The sequence below is a fragment of the Paraburkholderia sabiae genome (genome assembly GCF_030412785.1).
Taxonomy (GTDB): Bacteria; Pseudomonadota; Gammaproteobacteria; order Burkholderiales; family Burkholderiaceae; genus Paraburkholderia; species Paraburkholderia sabiae.
The window spans coordinates 5,169,040-5,186,585 of record NZ_CP125295.1 but is presented as its reverse complement, the minus strand read 5'-3'; the positions used below and the strand labels follow the sequence as shown (position 1 = coordinate 5,186,585).

The 17,546-nt window shown below is 64.4% G+C and carries 17 protein-coding genes and 1 riboswitch; of the genes, 7 read left to right on the top strand and 10 right to left on the bottom strand.

What is annotated here, in order from left to right; genetic code table 11:
* Window positions 1–9: 9 nt before the first annotated feature.
* From QEN71_RS23305 to QEN71_RS23290, 4 genes are all read right to left on the bottom strand, one after another.
* Entirely contained in the window at window positions 10–3,159 is a 3,150-nt protein-coding gene (locus QEN71_RS23305; RefSeq protein ID WP_201657445.1) for an MdtB/MuxB family multidrug efflux RND transporter permease subunit, read from the bottom strand.
* A 15-nt stretch (window positions 3,160–3,174) separates the two neighbouring features.
* Complete coding sequence (locus QEN71_RS23300) at window positions 3,175–4,599, bottom strand: MdtA/MuxA family multidrug efflux RND transporter periplasmic adaptor subunit (RefSeq protein WP_201657442.1); 1,425 nt, start codon at window positions 4,597–4,599, stop codon at window positions 3,175–3,177.
* Window positions 4,600–5,084: 485 nt separating this feature from the next.
* Window positions 5,085–5,921, bottom strand: a complete 837-nt coding sequence (locus tag QEN71_RS23295; protein ID WP_201657440.1) for an IclR family transcriptional regulator — start codon at window positions 5,919–5,921, stop codon at window positions 5,085–5,087.
* A gap of 654 nt (window positions 5,922–6,575) precedes the next feature.
* Window positions 6,576–7,040 carry a PRC-barrel domain-containing protein gene (locus tag QEN71_RS23290; protein ID WP_201657438.1) on the bottom strand — a complete coding sequence of 155 codons (465 nt, stop codon included), beginning with the start codon at window positions 7,038–7,040 and terminating at the stop codon, window positions 6,576–6,578.
* A 199-nt stretch (window positions 7,041–7,239) separates the two neighbouring features.
* On the opposite strand from QEN71_RS23290, the gene QEN71_RS23285 reads away from it, so the two are divergent.
* The 3 genes from QEN71_RS23285 (at window position 7,240) to QEN71_RS44690 (ending at window position 9,818) form a co-directional block, all read left to right on the top strand.
* Window positions 7,240–8,103: a hypothetical protein gene (locus QEN71_RS23285; protein ID WP_201657436.1), complete on the top strand. Its 864-nt coding sequence runs from the start codon at window positions 7,240–7,242 to the stop codon at window positions 8,101–8,103.
* A 123-nt stretch (window positions 8,104–8,226) separates the two neighbouring features.
* The gene (locus tag QEN71_RS23280) at window positions 8,227–9,102 is read left to right on the top strand and encodes a CHAD domain-containing protein (RefSeq protein WP_201657434.1); all 876 of its coding nucleotides are present in this window, start codon (window positions 8,227–8,229) and stop codon (window positions 9,100–9,102) included.
* An 80-nt stretch (window positions 9,103–9,182) separates the two neighbouring features.
* Complete coding sequence (locus QEN71_RS44690; protein WP_201657432.1) at window positions 9,183–9,818, top strand: hypothetical protein; 636 nt, start codon at window positions 9,183–9,185, stop codon at window positions 9,816–9,818.
* A 30-nt stretch (window positions 9,819–9,848) separates the two neighbouring features.
* Here the strand turns inward: QEN71_RS44690 and QEN71_RS23270 are convergent, their stop codons facing one another.
* The 4 genes from QEN71_RS23270 to QEN71_RS23255 form a co-directional block, all read right to left on the bottom strand.
* Window positions 9,849–10,115 (bottom strand): hypothetical protein, encoded by a 267-nt coding sequence (locus QEN71_RS23270; RefSeq protein WP_201657430.1) that lies wholly within the window; start codon window positions 10,113–10,115, stop codon window positions 9,849–9,851.
* Between the two features lie 14 nt (window positions 10,116–10,129).
* The gene (locus QEN71_RS23265) at window positions 10,130–10,381 is read right to left on the bottom strand and encodes a hypothetical protein (RefSeq protein ID WP_201657428.1); all 252 of its coding nucleotides are present in this window, start codon (window positions 10,379–10,381) and stop codon (window positions 10,130–10,132) included.
* Window positions 10,382–10,617: 236 nt separating this feature from the next.
* Window positions 10,618–10,998 (bottom strand): fluoride efflux transporter CrcB, encoded by a 381-nt coding sequence (gene crcB / locus QEN71_RS23260; protein WP_201657425.1) that lies wholly within the window; start codon window positions 10,996–10,998, stop codon window positions 10,618–10,620.
* A gap of 75 nt (window positions 10,999–11,073) precedes the next feature.
* Window positions 11,074–11,134: riboswitch (Fluoride riboswitch) on the bottom strand.
* Window positions 11,135–11,269: 135 nt separating this feature from the next.
* Window positions 11,270–12,472, bottom strand: coding sequence for an ammonium transporter (locus tag QEN71_RS23255; RefSeq protein ID WP_201657423.1), 1,203 nt, complete (start codon window positions 12,470–12,472; stop codon window positions 11,270–11,272).
* Between the two features lie 425 nt (window positions 12,473–12,897).
* Between QEN71_RS23255 and QEN71_RS23250 the strand changes: the two genes are divergently transcribed.
* Window positions 12,898–14,550: a sensor histidine kinase gene (locus tag QEN71_RS23250; protein WP_201657421.1), complete on the top strand. Its 1,653-nt coding sequence runs from the start codon at window positions 12,898–12,900 to the stop codon at window positions 14,548–14,550.
* A gap of 22 nt (window positions 14,551–14,572) precedes the next feature.
* Here the strand turns inward: QEN71_RS23250 and QEN71_RS23245 are convergent, their stop codons facing one another.
* Window positions 14,573–14,896: a hypothetical protein gene (locus QEN71_RS23245; protein ID WP_201657419.1), complete on the bottom strand. Its 324-nt coding sequence runs from the start codon at window positions 14,894–14,896 to the stop codon at window positions 14,573–14,575.
* A 97-nt stretch (window positions 14,897–14,993) separates the two neighbouring features.
* Entirely contained in the window at window positions 14,994–15,575 is a 582-nt protein-coding gene (locus QEN71_RS23240) for a DJ-1/PfpI family protein (protein WP_201657417.1), read from the bottom strand.
* A gap of 149 nt (window positions 15,576–15,724) precedes the next feature.
* Here QEN71_RS23240 and QEN71_RS23235 point away from each other — a divergent pair, with 149 nt between their 5' ends.
* From QEN71_RS23235 to QEN71_RS23225, 3 genes are all read left to right on the top strand, one after another.
* Window positions 15,725–16,186 carry a hypothetical protein gene (locus tag QEN71_RS23235; RefSeq protein ID WP_201657415.1) on the top strand — a complete coding sequence of 154 codons (462 nt, stop codon included), beginning with the start codon at window positions 15,725–15,727 and terminating at the stop codon, window positions 16,184–16,186.
* A gap of 95 nt (window positions 16,187–16,281) precedes the next feature.
* Entirely contained in the window at window positions 16,282–16,746 is a 465-nt protein-coding gene (locus tag QEN71_RS23230; RefSeq protein WP_201657413.1) for an Rrf2 family transcriptional regulator, read from the top strand.
* 107 nt (window positions 16,747–16,853) lie between these two features.
* A complete protein-coding gene (locus QEN71_RS23225; protein WP_201657411.1) occupies window positions 16,854–17,501 on the top strand; it encodes an NAD(P)-dependent oxidoreductase in 648 nt (215 codons plus the stop codon).
* Window positions 17,502–17,546: the final 45 nt, after the last annotated feature.

The following is a 17,546-nucleotide window of genomic DNA, read 5'->3' as shown; positions in this document are numbered from 1 at the left end:
CCTCTTCACTCAGACGTCGCTGTCCGTGACGGGCGGACGCGTGGGGCCGTTGCCCGAGCCGTCGCCGTGTTCGTCACGATGGAAGCGCGCGCGTAGTCGCCGCGCAATCGAGTCGAAGCCGAGATAGATCACGGGCGTCGTGAATAGCGTCAGCAACTGGCTCACGATCAGACCGCCCGCAATCGCGGTACCGAGCGGACGGCGCAGTTCCGAACCCGCGCCCGTGCCGAGCATCAGCGGCAGTGCGCCGAGCAGCGCCGCCATCGTCGTCATCAGAATGGGGCGGAATCGCAGCAGACAGGCCTGATAGATCGCTTCGCGCGGCGGTTTGCCGTGTTCACGCTCGGCTTCGAGCGCGAAGTCGATCATCATGATCGCGTTCTTCTTCACGATACCGATCAGCAGCACGATACCGATGATGCCGATGATGTCGAGATCGTGGCCCGTCACCAGCAGCGCAAGCAGCGCGCCGACGCCCGCGGACGGCAGCGTCGACAGGATCGTGATGGGATGCACGAAGCTCTCGTACAGCACGCCGAGCACGATATACATCGTGACGATGGCCGCGAGGATCAGGAACAGTTCGTTCGACAGCGACGCCTGAAACGCCAGCGCCGCGCCCTGGAAGCGCGTCTGGAACGAGGCGGGCAGGTTGATGTCCTTTTCCGCCTGCTCGATGGCCTTCACCGCTTCGCCAAGCGACGCGCCCGGCGCGAGATTGAACGACACGGTCGTGGCCGGGAACTGGCTCAGATGCGTGACGAGCAGCGGGGCGGGCTTTTCGTGGAAGCTCGCGATCGAGTTGAGCGGCACCTGGCCGCCCGACGACGTCGACGACGGCAGATAGATCGAGTTCAGCGACTCCGTGTAGTGCTGCATCTGCGGCTGCGCTTCGAGAATCACGCGGTACTGGTTCGACTGCGTGAAGATCGTCGAGATGATGCGCTGGCCGAACGCGTCGTAGAGCGCGTTGTCGACGGTGGCGGGCGTGATGCCGTAACGTGCCGCCGACGCCCGGTCGATTTCCACGTACACCGACTGGCCGTTGTTCTGCAGGTCAGTGGCGACGTCGACGATTTCAGGCGACTGCTCCAGGCGCTCGACCAGCTTCGGCACCCATGTCGAAAATTCGTCGATGTTCGGATCCGTCAGCATGAACTGATACTGCGTCGGGCTCACCGTCGAGTCGATGGTCAGATCCTGCACCGGCTGCATGTAGAGCGTCGCGCCCGGAATGTGCGAGGTGTCGCGCTGCAGCTGGCGGATCACCTGGCTCGCCGTCGCGTCGCGATCGTCGCGCGGTTTCAGGTTGATCAGCATGCGGCCGCTGTTCAGCGTGATGTTGCTGCCGTCCACGCCGATGAACGACGTGAGGCTCTCGACGTTCGGATTCTTCAGGATTTCGGCTGCAAGCTGCTGCTGGCGCTCGGCCATCGACGCGTACGACACCGACTGCGGCGCCTGCGTGATCGCCTGGATCACGCCCGTGTCCTGCACGGGAAAGAAGCCCTTCGGAATGAAGACGTACAGCACGCCTGTCAGCACGAGCGTGAGCAGGGCGACGACGAGCGTCGAGCGCTGGCGGTTCAGCACCCATTCGAGCGCGACTGCGTAACGCGCGATTACCCAGTCGATCGCGGCATGTGCGCGCGCTTCGAAGCGGTGGCTTTCTTTCGGCGGCGTGTGGCGCAGGAGCTTCGCGCACATCATCGGCACGAGCGTCAGCGACACGATGGCCGAAATCACGATCGTCACCGCGAGCGTGATCGCGAACTCGTGGAACAGACGCCCAACCACATCGCCCATGAAGAGCAGCGGAATCAGCACGGCGATCAGCGAAACCGTCAGCGAGATGATGGTGAAGCCGATCTGCTTCGAGCCTTTCAGCGCGGCTTCGAGCGGCGGGTCGCCTTCCTCGACGTAGCGCGCGATGTTTTCGATCATCACGATCGCGTCGTCGACCACGAAACCGGTCGCGATGGTCAGCGCCATCAGCGAGAGGTTGTCGAGCGAGAAGCCGCACAGGTACATCACGGCGAGCGTGCCGATCAGCGACAGCGGCACCGACAGGCTCGGAATGATGGTCGCGTAGATGTTCGCGAGGAACAGGTACATCACCAGCACGACCAGTACGACCGACATCAGCAGTTCGAACTGCACGTCGCGCACCGACGCACGGATCGTCGTGGTGCGGTCGGTGACGACCTGCACGTCGAGCGCAGCGGGCAGCGACTGTTGCAACGCGGGCAGCAGCTTCTTGATGCTGTCGACGACCTGGATCACGTTCGCGCCCGGCTGGCGCTGCACGTTGAGAATGATCGCGGGCGTGCCGTCGACCCACGCGCCGAGCTTCGTGTTCTCCGCGCCGGCCACGATGGTCGCGACGTCCGTCAGCATCACCGGGCGGCCGTTCTTGTACGCGACTACGGCCGTCTTGTACGCGTCGGCGTCCGTCAGCTGGTCGTTCGCGTTGATCGTGTACGCGCGCGACGGGCCGTCGAAGTTGCCCTTCGGCGTGTTGACGTTGAGGTTCGAAATGGTGGTGCGCAGATCGTCGAGATTCAGCCCGTACGATGCGAGCGCGCGCGGATTAGCCTGGATGCGCACGGCAGGGCGCTGACCGCCCGACAGGCTCACGAGACCGACGCCCGCGACCTGCGAGATTTTCTGCGCGAGACGCGTGTCGGCGATGTCCTGCACCTGCGTAAGCGGTAGCGTTTTCGACGTGATCGCGAGCGTGATGATGGGCGCGTCGGCGGGATTGACCTTTGCGTAAATCGGGGGCGCGGGCAGGTCCGACGGCAGCAGGTTGCCCGCCGCATTGATGGCCGCCTGGACTTCCTGCTCGGCGACGTCGAGCGGCAGGTCGAGACTGAACTGCAGCGTGATGATCGATGAACCGGCCGAGCTTTGCGACGACATCTGATTCAGCGAAGGCATCTGCCCGAACTGACGCTCGAGCGGCGCCGTCACCGACGAGGTCATCACGTCAGGACTCGCGCCGGGATAGAACGTCTGCACCTGGATGGTCGGATAGTCGACTTCGGGCAGCGCGGACAGCGGCAGAAAACGCAGAGCGACAAGCCCGACCAGCATGATCGCCGCCATCAGAAGGGCGGTGCCGACCGGGCGCAGGATAAAGGCGCGGGATGGATTCATGCGGTCAGCCGTGCCTTATTCCGCGGACGTCTGCGACGCGTGCTTGTGACGACGCGCGCCCGACGCTGCCAGCGCAGCGGATGCGCCCGATGCCGCATGCGCCGCCGATGCACCCGACGCACCTGATGCACCTGATGCACCTGATGCGCCGCGCGGACGGTCGGCGGGAATCGTGATCTTCGCGCCTTCCTTCAGCCGGTCCGATCCGTCGATCACGACGCGCTCGCCGACCTCCAGCCCCGACGCGATACTGGTGCGCTCGCCATCGACTGGACCGACCTTCACCTTGCGCACCGTCACCGTGTTGTCGGGCTTGACGACATACACGAACGCGCCCATCGATCCGTTCAGCACCGACGAGGTCGGCACGATCACCGCGTTCTTCACCACGTTCACGAGCAGGCGCGTATTGACGAACTGGTTCGGGAACAGCAGGCCGCCGTTGTTCTGGAACGTCGCGCGCAGCTTGACGGTGCCCGTCGTCGTGTCGATCTGGTTGTCGAGCGTTTCCAGGTAGCCCGCTTCGAGCGACGTCGTGTTGCTGCGGTCGTACGCCGTCACGGACATCTTCTGGCCCGCGTGGTACTGCTTGAGAATGGCGGGCAGGTTGTCTTCGGAGGTCGTGAAAATCACGCTGATCGGCTGCAACTGCGTGATCACGACGACACCGTTCGTGTCGCCCGGCGTCACGTAGTTGCCGGCATCGACCTGACGCAGACCGACGCGACCCGCGACGGGCGCCGTGATGCGCGCGTAGTTGAGATCGAGTTTGAAGGTGTCGATGTTCGCCTGATCCGCCTTCACCTGGCCTTCGTACTGCTTGACGAGCGACGCCTGCGTGTCCACCTGCTGGCTGGCGATCGAGTCTTGTGAGAGCAGTGTCTGATAGCGCTTCAGATCGAGACGGGCGGTTTGCAGAAGCGCCTGGTCCTTCGCGAGCGTGCCTTGCGCATTCTCAAGACTGATCTGATACGGACGCGGATCGACCTGTGCGAGCAGATCGCCTTTCTTGACCATCTGGCCTTCCTGGAACGCGACCGTTTGCAGCACGCCCGACAACTGCGTGCGCACGGTGACGTTCGCGAGCGGCGTGACCGTGCCGAGCGCGTTCAGCACGACAGGCATTTCGCCTTGCGTCGCCGACGCCACATGAACGGGCTGCGGCTGGTCCATGCCGCCCGCACCCGCACCGCGACGGCCGCCTGTGCGGCCCGCATGCGCGCCGCTGGCGCCCGTGGCCGTGCTCGCGCCACTGGCGCTCTTGTTCCACGGATGCCAGCGCACCAGCACGATCCCCGCGACCAGCACGACGGCGACGATCAGCGCGATCGTGCGTCCGCGATGCCGCTTGACGGCGCCGGGCCCCGGTTCGCGCCCGGGAGGCGGGCTGGCGGGTTCGGGGTGGCGTGTTGATTCAGGCTGCTTTTTTTGTTCGTCCATCGGTTCGATCAGGTGGCTGGCTTGAAATGAAGCAAACGTGCATGAAGCAAACAGGCGATACGCGCGCGCGGCAGTGGTTCGCCGCATGCCGTAGTCCGTTGCTCGCGCATGCCTGCGCGATGCTAATGGATGCGTCGCTCATCGAGATGACCGTGACGTGACGGCGGCCGCGATGGCGGCAGACGCGTTGTCGGCATGGTTGACGGCTCCTCCCTGTTGGCCGTACTGATGCCCGCGCTGCTGCGTCCCGTTGTCTTTTGCGCTGCCGACGCCGACGCGCCGGCGGGGCGCGCAGCAGGCGGCTGCAGCTTTCCCGGGCGCGCGGGAAAGCATGATGCTACGTCCCGGGCCGAGTTACAGTCCAGCGGCGTATTTTTCGGCGGATTACGACCGTTACAAGAAATTTGCGCGCCTGAAAGGCGTGCGTCAGCGACGAGTCACGCGCGCGCGTGGCATCGTGCGCTTGCGAATCGCGCCGGACGCGCTCAGTTGTCGAGCCGGCGTCCGGGCGTGCCGCCGATCTCGTGGACGATCCTGTCGATGGTTTCGAGCAGCGCGGGTGCCGCCCGCGACACCAGCCAGTCGCGCGGACATTGATGTGCGGAGCCGCCGCAGTTGACTGCGTAGCGCTCGCCCGATGGCCCGATGAAACCGGCGGCGATCGCGTTGAGCCCTTCGTACCATTCGCCCGTCGCGATCGCGAAACCTTGCGCGGTCGTTTCACGCAGTGCCACGTCGAGGCGCGGGCTGATGTTGCCCCAGTCGTCGCCCGTCGCGGCCTGCAGGCCGATCAACAGGTTTTGCCGGTCGGTTTCGGAGAGCGCCGCCAGGTAGGCGCGGCCGACAGCCGTGCGGCTCAGATCCATCCGCGAACCGACGTCGAGACGCGATACCAGCACGGCGGAGCGCGGCTTGATGGCGTCGATGACGACCATGTCGAGCCGGTCGCGCACGGCGAGGTGCACGGACAGCGACGTGCGTTCGGCGAGTTCGATCAGGAAGGGGCGCGAGCGGGCGCGAATATCGAAGTTGCGCAGAAAGCCGTTGCTCAGTTCGAGTACCGACGACGTCAGCACGAAACGCTCGCTGTCGGGCAAACGGAATAGAAAGCCCGCGCTGACGAGCGTCGCGGTGATCCGCGAGACGGTCGGTTTCGGAATGCCCGTCAGTTCCGTCAGCTCGCGGTTGGACAGCGGGGCGTCGGCGGCTGCAATCCTGCGCAGCACCGTCAAGCCGCGTGCGAGCGCGGTGACCTCGTCGCCCGAGCCGTCTTTTTCCTTCGCGGCATCGCTGGCGGACGGGCGCATCGATGACTGGTTCATGTGGTTTTTATGAAACGCTATTTCAATTTTGCGGAACGCGCTCAGCGGTACAGACTCGTCTGAAACGCCCTCAGACCTTCTCTCAGCAAGGCCTAAGTCCCTTTTTTCCTACGACGATTCATTGTATAGGAATGTAATTTATGGGCCTCGGGCAGCGATTAAATTTTGCTTGACTTAGTCAGCATTACCATAAAAAATGGAACCATATTTCGAAAGTGCGCCGTAATCACAGGTAAAAACGACACGTTCGAGCGCGCGTTTATTCGCAGCGGATAGAACGGTCAACTCAAAGCGCTGATTTTCGGAACCACTCCTTCAGCATCACTTTCAGTACCGTCTCTCAGGTTCTAGCACGGCCCTCGGAATGGCTAGAACTTTTTGAAGGCGCCACGGTAACGTGGCGCCTTTTTTTTCGTCCGTCCGGTCGGTTTGTTCACCGGGTTCATGCGTTGAAGCGGGCGGTAGGGAAGCGTGCGGAATCGATACGCGAACGGAAATGCCGGCGTCAAAGCCCGCATGTTACGCGCAGCCGTCAAATGAAGCGCGGCGGCCGCCAGATGCCGACGGCCGCCTGCAAGTTGTTTCTGTGTCGATGAAGAAGGGATCAGCCGCGCGACGCGTGCGCGTGCGCGGCGTTGTCGATCAGGTCGCCGATCAGAGGTCCCGGTCGCGCACGGCGGGATCGACGGAGGTCGACATCCAGTACGGATCGCGGTTGTAGTACTGATGCATCTGCGTGCCCCACGTTTCGTCGGCCATCGAAGGCCAGTGATCCTTGTCGAAGCCCGGTTCGTCCTTGATGCGCTGCGCGGTGAGATCGACGCGGAACACCTTCTCGTCGGTATCGAGTGTCAGCGCGCTCCATGGGATCGCGTGCAGGTTGCTGCCCATGCCGAGGAAACCGCCTTCCGACAGCACCGCATACGCGATGCGTCCGCTGCGCACGTCGAGCATGATGTCCGAGATCTTGCCGACATGTTCGCCATCCGACGAGACGACCTTGTTGCCGTCCAGCGTTGCCGCGGCCATCACTTCAGGCCCCGGACCTTCGCCCACGCCACCGCCGACGATCCCTGCGCCGGCACGTGCCGGGTTCATTTTCGGGTCAAGTGTGGTCATGATTTCCTCCTTTGGAAGTCCACGGGATGCGTAGTGCATCCGGCGTGCCCGTGAGTGTGAGCAAGGCGCGTCGTATGTGCCCGCATCGATTCGTCGTGAGGCGTTATGCAGATGGCGTAGTTCTCGCTGTGCAGGGTAAACGGCGCGCGTCGATTGCGATCGGCGCACGGCGAGGCGAACCCCCGAACCGGGAGCGAACATGGATACCCTGAACCTCCGAGAGCCCGATTCCACGACAACGAATCGGCATGTGTCGGCGACGCGCAAGACGGTCGAATATCTGTATGTGACGAGTGCGCTCGGCGTGCGCATTACGCACGGCGATGCCTTCGCTTTCGATCCGTCGTTGCGCTGGTGCCTGCTCGAATTCCGGACGGATGACGACGACATCGGCCGCGAGTTGTCGCGCTACTTTTCGCTGAGCGCGCCGAAGGCGATCATCGAGGCGCGCCGCGCGCTCGCCGACGCGAAAGCGGTGCATCTGAACGACGTGGGCTCGCTGGAATTCGACCTTGACGATGCCGAGCAGCGCTGGACGCATGCGTGCAGGCAAAAACTTCAAGCACTACGCGTCAAGCTGACAGAGATGCGCGCACACACGGCGCCCGATGCGCACGAACTCGCCTTGCACGAAGCGCGTGCAGGCAGCGAAACGGTTGACGTCATCACGAATACGCAAACGACGAGTGCGCAAAGTCTCGCGCCGCACTATTTCATCTACCTCGCGCCGGACGTTCGCGCGGCCGGCAGTGAGTCCGTCGACGCTGCGAATATTTCTCAGCGGCCGCAGTTTGCACAGCGGCGTTTGCGCGCGCGCAACTACCTCGGCGGGTGGCTCCTCGAAGAGAACGTGGAAGTGGAAGCGTCGGCCGTCGCGCGCCGTGGGTGGCCGTTGCCCGCATTCCGGCGCTGGGTTCAGGGCGTCGTCGCATTGCGCCGCAAGCCGCCGCGCGACGAAGCGCCGATGCTTGCCGGCGACTGCGTGCTGGCAGCGGGGCAGGATTGCTGTCTCGTGATGGATCTCGCGACCTTCGCCCGGGAGACGTTGCCGCAGGACAAATAGGCGCAGCACCGGGATTCACGATTTTTGTCCAATGTGGGAAGCGTATGATGTGTCGTGCATCGCTCGATGCACCGCATGGCATCCTGTTGTCGCTCCCGATACGAGTCCCGATACGAGGGCCCCATGAAATTCGACGATCGCCCGCACGACGTCGCAGCACTGGGTGACGGGGCGCAAGCGGAATCGACGTTCGCTGCGCTGGCGGCGCCGCTCGTCGACGAAGCGCTTGCGCAGAACGCATCCATCCACGCTGACGCGACTCCCGAATCTCTACATCAACTGCGCGTCGCGCTGCGGCGTTTGCGTTCGTTATGGTGGGCGTACCGGCCGCTGCTCGACAAGGCCGAAAACACACGCCAGCGCGCGCTGTATCGCTTTCTCGCCGACGCAGCGGGCCGCACGCGCGACTGGGACATTCTGCTCGAACTGCTGTCCGGCTCAAACGATGAAGCCGACGCGAGCGATCGCGCGCGCGACGTGCCCGCGAGCCTGCGCGAAGCGCGAGAACGCGCACTCGCCACGAGCCGCGAAACGCTCATCAACGCCGACATCCGCAACGTGCTGCACGACGCGCTGGCAAGCACATCGAAGGAACTGAACACGGCGCCCGAACGCCACGCGTTGCAGAAGTTCGCGGCAAAGCGCGTGCGTATTGCCGAGCAATCGCTGCGCAAGCGCATGCGCAAGGCGGCGCGTGCAAAACGCGCCGACTACGAATCGCTGCATGACGTGCGCAAGGCAGGCAAGCGGGTCCGCTATCTGATCGAGTTCTTCGGTCCCGCGCTCGCCGACATCCGGCACGATCGCACGATCAGGCGCCTCAAGAATCTGCAGCAGTGCTTCGGCGAACTCAACGATGTGATCGCCAGCATTGCTCTGCTGCGCGACAACATGAACCTGTTTCCCAGCGATGACGAAGCGCGCGGGGCGCTCGCGTTTTTGAAAGAGCGTCGCAGGCAGCGTCGGCGCGAGGCGGTTCGTCTGCTGCAAAAAGCGTAGCGCCGCACGCGGCATCATGCGACGGGATTTGTCATCCGAAAAACCGTATATACTGTTTATACCGTTAACGAGGGATCGACATGAGCACGCCACGAATCAAGGAACCGACCAAGAAGGCTTTCCACTTCCCGAAGAGTGCGAAGGAACCTGCCGCAGAAGCGAAGAAGCCGTCCGCGAAGGCAGCGCGGACAGCGGAGGCGAAGCCAGCAGCGCCCGCCGCCGAAGCCACGGCGAGCGCGCCCGAAGCCGCGAACGCTACGCCGAAGGCAGCAAAAACCACGAAGACGACGAAGACGACGAAGACGGCCAGCGCCGCGAAGAAGAGCGCGCGCACCGTGAAGACGGAAAAGGCGGCGAGGCCCGCGGTCAGCGCGAAACCGGCGTCGGCTGCGAAGCCGGTCAAAGCCGCCAAGCCGCCGAAGGAAGCGAAGGCCGTGAAGACCACGAAGGCGGCGCCTGCTGCCGCTGAAGAGAAAAAGCCGCGCGCGAAGAAAGAGAAGGAAAAGGTGGTGCGCGACAGTTTCACGATGCCGAAGTCCGACTACGCGAAGATCGCCGAACTCAAGCAGCGTTGCCTCGACGCAGGCCTCTCGGTCAAGAAGAGCGAGTTGCTGCGCGCGGGTCTGAACCTGCTCGCCGTCTCGCCCGCCAAGCGCCTGATCGCGGCCGTGCAGGAACTCGAAGCGGTGAAGACGGGGCGTCCTGCCAAGTCGTAAGTCGAATGCCGCGCCCGCTGTTCGCCGCGCCTAACCGGCGCGGCGCGGGTAGCGCCCGGCGAAATCCGTGTGCATGCGCTTGAGCAGCGCGATATACGGGAGCGCTTGCGAGGTCATCATCGTCGATGCGGCAAGCGCGTTCGTTTCATCCCACAGGCGCTCGAACTTGTCGTGGGCGATGTCGGCGGGAATGCCGGACATCATCAGATCCAGAAAGTCCTTTTCGATCTCGTCGGCGGAGCGGGGCGGCCGCGCTTGCGCGGTGGTCTGCTGGTCGACGGGCTGATCGGAGGACACGGTCGTCTGGCCCGCTAGTTCATCGATCTCAGGAACCGCCAGCGCTGATCCATGCTCTGCAGCAGCGCGATGTACGAGAAGGCGGCATCGCTATCGACGCACGACTGCGCGGCGTCGTTCACTTCGTTCCACAGGTTTTCGAAACGCGCGGCCGCTTCCGGCCGGCTGAGCGGTTGCGCGAGCAGTTCAGAAAACGCAAACGACAGTTCCTCTGCACTGCGCTGCAGCGGAAGACACGAACGACGCGAAAGATATCTGTACTTCAAAAGGTCCCCGGCTGGCTTGCATGGCATGCGTACGAAGCGGGCGCTGCGCCCGCCGCGTATCGGCAAATCTGGAGCGGCGCGTTGCGTGATGGTCTTCACGATGCCCGCCGCATATGACGTCGATGATACAGCCACGCACGATGCGCGCGGCAGCCTTCGGCCATGATCTTTTAATGAACGGCGGGTGTCAGTCATCGTCACGCGCCGTGCATGTGAGCGCTGACGCGTTGCCGCGGTCAGCGCGCCGCGAGCGCGACCGTCGCGATGCCGAGCACCGTGGCGATGACGGATGCCGTCACGTGAATCGCGATCTCGCCCGCCGCCCAGTTGAGCCGGCCTTGCTGCAAGTGCTGGACGACTTCGGCAGAGAATGTGGAGAACGTCGACAGCCCGCCCATCAGACCCGTGATGATGAAGAGGCGCCATTCGGGCGCGATCTGCGGATTGCGCCCGAAGTACGCGACGGCCACGCCGATGATGTAACCGGCGATCACGTTGGCCGCGAGCGTGCCGAGCGGCAGCGACGGGAACACCGCGTTGAGGCGCAGACCGAGAAACCAGCGGAACAGCGAACCGAGTGCGCCGCCGATACCGACGGCAAGAATGGAGAGATACATGAGCAAGCCTGGAAAGCCGAACATCGACGAACCGGGCTGCGGCGTGGCGTGACTCTGCAACGTCCGCAGCTTCCGGGCGAAGCAGGCATCATCAGCCACGAGGGCGGTTTAGGAGAATGCCATCTCCGGCGCGCGCAAGTCTAACACCGGCGCGCGCGATTGTATGAGGAATGGGCGGTTCAGCATTGCGGTGCGCCGGTTCCTGAAAAGCGAGGTTACACCAGCCGGCGCGGCGCTGCAGTGATGCACGAGTTGCGGGGCGCCACGTCCGTCAGCCGACCGTTTCGCGCTCCGGCGTCGACGTGATCTTGTGGATCGACAGGTCGGCGCCGTTGTACTCGTTTTCCTGGTCGATGCGCAGGCCGACCGTCATCCGGATCGCGCCGTAGACGATCGTGCCGCCGAGCGTCGCGAACACGACGCCGCCGACCGTGCCGATCAGCTGCGCCGCGAACGACACGCCGCCGAGCCCGCCCAGCGCATGCTGGCCGAAGATGCCCGCCGCGATGCCGCCCCACGCGCCGCACAGTCCGTGCAGCGGCCACACGCCGAGCACGTCGTCGATGCGCCAGCGGTTCTGCACGATCGTGAACATGTAGACGAACAGCACGCCCGCGACGGCGCCCGTCATCAGCGCGCCGAGGGGATGCATCACGTCCGAGCCCGCGCACACCGCGACGAGTCCCGCGAGCGGGCCGTTGTACGTGAAGCCCGGGTCGTTGCGGCCCGCGAGCCACGCAGTCAGCGTGCCGCCGACCATCGCCATCAGCGAGTTGACGGCGACGAGGCCGCTGATCTTGTCGATCGTCTGCGCGCTCATCACGTTGAAGCCGAACCAGCCGACGGCCAGCACCCACGCGCCGAGCGCGAGGAACGGAATGTTCGACGGCGGATGCGCGGCGATGCGTCCGTCGCGCGTGTAACGGCCGTGGCGCGCGCCGAGCAGCATCACGGCAGGCAGCGCGACCCAGCCGCCGAACGCGTGCACCACGACGGAACCCGCGAAGTCATGGAACGGCGCGCCGAACGCGTGCGCAATCCACGCCTGGATGCCGAAGCGCTCGTTCCACGCGATGCCTTCGAAGAACGGATAGATGAAGCCGACCAGCACGAAGGTCGCGAACAGCTGCGGGTTGAACTTCGAGCGCTCGGCGATGCCGCCCGACACGATCGCGGGAATCGCAGCCGCGAAGGTCAGCAGGAAGAAGAAGCGCACCAGCGCATAGCCGTTGTGCTGCGCGAGCGTCTCGGCGCTGCCGTAGAACTGCACGCCATAGGCGATCGTGTAGCCGATGAAGAAATACGCGATGGTCGACACCGAAAAATCGACCAGGATCTTGACGAGTGCGTTGACCTGATTTTTCTTGCGGACCGTACCCAGCTCGAGAAACGCGAAGCCCGCGTGCATCGCGAGGACCATCGCTGCGCCGAGCAGGAGGAAGAGGGTATCGGTGCCGGTTTTGAGACTGTCCATCCGTGTGGGATCCTGCGATGCTCGAAAAGCGGGCATCGAACGCAAGAAGTGGGCCAAATGGAGGCGGCCACGCGTTCCGGCGGTGCGAAGCTGCACTGGAATGGGTTCTTCGGGCGTCGGGCGGTGTGATCCCGGAATCGCTTGCGGGGCGCACAGCGGGCAAGGCGCACCGTCTATGTGCATGTGTGCCGCGTTGGGGCATCACGTAATCCCAAAAATGGGCATATCCCTGTGATTTGCTTAATGTTTTCCTACGAATAGATAACGCGCGGCCCGACGCGGCGGGAGTAGCGAAGTTTAGGCGTCGCCCTGTGCACCAGCTTGGCGGGGCGCGCGCCCGAACCGTCTTTGTCATCGGCCGCAATCGCCGACATAATGTGCCGTCCCGGCGCGACCCGCCGGCTTCCGACTTCCCCGGCGCACGCATGAGACTGACGACCAAAGGCCTGCTTCTGATTGCGATACCCGCCGTATTCGAACTCGCATTGCTGTCGGGGCTGGTCAAGGCGCAGGCGGATGCCGAGCAGGCCGAGCGCTGGAGCATGCACAGCGAAGACGTGCTGCGGCAGACGGCCAATATTCTCGCGCCCGTCCTGCTCGAATCCGTGCGCTTGCGTGGCACGGTGGTGAGCGGCACGCGCGACGTCGCCACACCCGTCGCGTTCTGGGTGGACGTCGACCGCCGCATCGACCGGCTCGCCGAACTGGTCGCCGACAATCCCACGCAAGTAGAGCGCGCTGCGCAGATCCGCCAATCCGTGCAGGCTTACCGGCAATGGTCGGATCGCGTGCAGGATCTGATCCGCTCGGGTCGGCGGCGCGACGTCTTGCAGCGTTTTCGCGATCTCGCGGGAACGGACGTGCTCGACAGTTTTCGCGCGCAGATCGCCGCGTTTCAGGCGCAGGAACGGCTGCTCGACTCGGTGCGCTCGGCGGAAGCCGCGGCAGCGCGGGAGCGGCAGCAATCGTTGATCGTCGCGGCCGTGACCGGCTCGCTGGTGTTCGTCGCGATCGCGTTCTGGATGTTCGCGCGCGGCGTGCGCGGCCGGCTGGCGCTGCTGTCGGACAACGCGAGCCGGCTCGCGAGCAACGAGCCGCTCGCGCCCTTGACGCGCGGTAACGATGAAATCGCGCGGCTCGATCTGACGCTGCATGTCGCGAGCCGCCGCCTGCTCGAAGCGGAGCGTCAGCAGGCGCGCTTCCAGTCCGATCTGGGTCGTCACGCGGCCGACCTCGCGCAGACCAACGAAACCTTGCGCCAGCAGACCCAGGAAAACGAAACCTTCATCTACAGCGTGTCGCACGATTTGCGTTCGCCGCTCGTCAATCTGCAAGGCTTTTCGAAAGAGCTGATCCACGCCTGCGACGATCTGCGCGCGGCCATCCGGCAGTCGTCGCTGACGGCGCAGCAGCGGCAGCATGTCGAACGGCTGATCGACGAAGACATCGGCGAAGCGCTGCATTTTCTACAGACGGCCGTATTGCGCGCGTCGCATATCATCGACGCACTGTTGCGGCTATCGCGCGTCGGCCGCGTCGAGTACCGCCGCCAGCAGGTCGATGTGCGCGACATCGTGCAGCGTGTGATCGACGCGATGCAGGCGACCATCCGCGACCGCGGCGCGCGCGTGATCGTCCAGTCGCTGCCGCCCGTGTGGGGCGATCCGACAGCGCTCGAACAGGTGTTCGCGAATCTGATCGGCAATGCGATCAATTATCTGAGCCCGGAGCGCACGGGCATCGTCGAAATCGGCACGGCGCCCGCGCCGCCCGGCGTGCAGACGCTGCGCATTTTCTATGTGAAGGACAACGGCCTCGGCATTCCGGACGTCGCGATGCCGCGCCTGTTCAATGCGTTTCAGCGGCTGCACGGCAATGTGGCGTCGGGCGAGGGGATCGGTCTGGCGCTCGTGCGGCGTATGATCGAGCGGCACGGCGGGCGGGTGTGGGCCGAATCGACGCAAGATGTGGGCACGACGTTCTATCTGTCGTTGCCCGATGCGTTGGCGTCGCTGGAAGAAGAGCGCGATCTGGCGACGACGGCAGGCGAGCAGCCGTTGCGTGCCGACGCGCGTTAGCGGATTCGCGCGGGCGAAATGCTCAGGGTGCGGAGAACAGGCGGCGCGGCTTGAGGAGCTTGCTGCCGCGGATCGACCAGTAGCAGCTTGCGACGATCAGAAGCAGGGCGCCCGCGAGGACGAGTTGGGGCGCGACATGAAACGTGCGTGCGCCCAGTGCGAAAAGGCCGCGCACGACGATCAGCAGCGCGCTCCAGAACGACAGGACCGCTTGCGCCAGCAGACGCATGCCGGTGAAGCGCCGCGCGCGGTTTTCGATCGACCAGCCGGCCGGTGCGCGCGAACAGAAAAAGGTCAACGAGATCAGCGCGACAGCGAGAATGATCACCCAGTTAGTGAAATCCATAGTAGAGCCTCCCGAAAGTCAACCCGCGACTCTAGAAGGCCCTATGCATGCGTGAAATCGGAAAAATCTCAAACTGGGCGGCTGGCGCTCGGACGTGTCACAACTCGATGCGCGTGCCCAGCACGACGAGGAACTGGCGCAGCCATTCGGGATGCGCGGGCCACGCAGGCGCCGTGACGAAGTTCCCATCGGTGACGGCGGCATCGACGGGAATGTCCGCGTAGTCGCCGCCCGCCAGTTTCACTTCGGGCGCGCAGGCGGGATAGGCTGAAATGCGTTTGCCGCGGATCACGTCGGCGGCGGCGAGCAGCTGCGCGGCGTGACAGATGGCCGCGATCGGCTTGGAGGCTTCGGCGAACTGGCGCACGACGTCGATGACCTTGGCGTCGAGCCGCAGATACTCCGGCGCGCGGCCGCCTGCGATCGCGAGCGCGTCATATTGCGACGGAACGATCTCGTCGAACGTCGCGTTCAGCGTGAAGAAATGGCCGGGCTTTTCGGTGTACGTCTGGTCGCCTTCGAAATCGTGAATCGCCGTCTTCACGCGCTCGCCCGCGCGCTTGCCGGGACAGACGGCATCGACGATATGGCCGACTGCCTGCAGCGCCTGAAACGGCACCATCGTTTCGTAATCCTCGGCGAAGTCGCCTGTCAGGAACAGAATCTTCTTTGCTGCCATCGCATGCCTCCAGTGGTTGAGGGAACACGTCGAACGTCGGGAGTCTACTCCCGCTTTGTTGACAGCATCGCGAAGGGCGCGACGCGCAACAGCGTATCATTGAGGCGTTTTCGCAAGACGAAGCCGCTCGCTGCGGCTCAATCACAAGCATGAAACCACTCTCACGCCATCCGCTGATCCGCTCGACGATCTTCGCTACCGCGCTGCTCGCGGGCCTCGCCGCCTGCCAGAAGAACGATGCGTCGGCGGGGCAGACGACGCCGAAGCTCGACGACATCGCGCAGCAGGCCAGCCAGAAGCTCGATCAGGCCGCGAGCTACGTCGGCCAGCAGGTCGACGCCGCGAAGACGACCGCGCAGCAGAATCTCGATACGGCTGCGTCGGGCCCGACGATCGATCTCAGCCCGAGCAATCTCGCCTCGCAGGCGCAGGCCAATCTGCAAGGCGCCGCCAGCGCGACGAACGCCGCCGTCAACAAGGCGATGAATTCGACGGGCGCCGGGCTCGAAACGGCCGGGCGCAAGCTGCAGCAATGGTCGAGCGACGCATCGGCGAGTTCGCAGTCGACGTCGTCCGAATCCAGCGACGCCCAGAAGCAGATGGACAAATAAGCGCGCTTGACTGGCGTGCCAAGTGTAACTATGATGATTACACATCGTCGCCGGGATGTAGCGTGCGTTTCATGCGTATCGGATGATCTAGCGCTGTGAATACGAGTAGCCGATTTGCCTTTGCGGTTCATGTGCTCGCCTTGCTGTCGTTGCAGGAAGGCGTGCCGCTCTCGTCGGAGATGATTGCGGGAAGCGTGAACACGAATCCCGTGCTGATCCGGCGTCTGCTGGCGATGCTCGCGGAAGCCGGTTTGACCACGTCGCAGCTCGGCGCGGGCGGCGGCGCGCTGCTGGCGCGCGAACCGGAAGACATCACGCTGCTCGACATTTACCGTGCCGTCGACGACGCGCAGCTGTTCGCGATGCATCGCGAAACGCCGAACCCGGCGTGCATGGTCGGGCGCAACATCCAGACGGTGCTGACGGGCATCATCGGCGATGCGCAGCAGGCGCTCGAAGCGTCGCTGGCGTCGCGCACGCTGGCGGACGCGACGGCGGATGTGGTACGCGCCGAGCGTTCGCGCGAACGCAAGCGTAAAGCGGCAGCAGCCGACGGCTGAGCGAAGTAAAAACTCGAAGTGAAAAGCAGAAGCACGGGGCGACGCCCCGATTTTTTTAACGAAATATGTAATCAACAAAGTTACATTTAAGCGAAAGGAACATTGTCATGAGCAAAGCACTGAAGATCGCGCTGTTCGGCGCAACGGGCATGATCGGATCGCGGGTCGCGGCTGAAGCGGCGCGCCGCGGGCATCAGGTGACGGCGTTCTCGCGCAATCCCGAGCGCGTGCCGGCCGATATCGCGAACGTGACGGCGGCGCAGGCTGACGTGACGGATGCCGCGAGCGTTGCAGCGGGTGCACGCGGACACGACGTCGTCGCGAGCGCGTATGCGCCGCCGATGGACAACGTTGCGCTGATCGAGAAGGCGACGCGCGCGCTCGTCGAAGGCACGCGTTCGGCGGGCGTGAAGCGCCTCGTCGTGGTGGGCGGCGCGGGATCGCTGGAAGTGGCGCCTGGCAAACAGCTCGTCGATACGGAAGGCTTTCCGCAAGCGTACAAGGCGATTGCGCTCGCGCACCGCGATGCGCTGCCCATCCTTCGCGCAGCAAACGATCTCGACTGGACGTTCTTCGCGCCCGCCGCGCTGATCGCACCGGGCGAGCGCAAGGGCACGTTCCGCACGGGCGCGGGCTCGCTGATCGTCGACGCGCAGGGCAACAGCAGCATTTCGGCGGAAGACTACGCGATCGCGTTCGTCGACGAGCTGGAGCAGGGCCGTTTCGTTCATCAGCTCGCGACAGTCGCCTACTGAACGGGCCGAACGCCGTCCGGCGCGCGTGCCAGCACCGCGCGCCGC